Genomic DNA, 411 nt, shown 5'->3' with positions numbered 1-411 from the left:
GCGGCTGGATCACCTCCTTTCTAAGGATATATTCGGAACATCTCGCAGAGATGACGGAATAACGTGACATATTGTATTCAGTTTTGAATGTTTATTTAACATTCTAATATTTAATGGGCCTGTAGCTCAGCTGGTTAGAGCGCACGCCTGATAAGCGTGAGGTCGGTGGTTCGAGTCCACTCAGGCCCACCATTAAATAATTTTAATTGTACATTGAAAACTAGATAAGTAAGTAAAATAGATTTTACCAAGCAAAACCGAGTGAATAGAGTTTTAAATAAGCTTGAATTCATAAAAATAATCGCTAGTGTTCGAAAGAACACTCACAGATTAATAACTATATTAGATTAAGTTATTAAGGGCGCACGGTGGATGCCTTGGCACTAGAAGCCGACGAAGGACGTTACTAAC

Annotated in this window: 1 tRNA gene; it reads left to right on the top strand. The window is 38.4% G+C overall.

Annotated elements, in window-relative coordinates:
- Window positions 1–115: 115 nt before the first annotated feature.
- Window positions 116–192 (top strand) — tRNA-Ile (locus CD127_RS10385).
- The last annotated feature ends 219 nt before the right edge of the window (window positions 193–411 follow it).

Source organism: Staphylococcus petrasii, assembly GCF_002902565.1.
In the GTDB taxonomy this organism is placed as follows: Bacteria; Bacillota; Bacilli; order Staphylococcales; family Staphylococcaceae; genus Staphylococcus; species Staphylococcus petrasii.
This window is presented reverse-complemented; position numbering and strand designations above follow the sequence as displayed.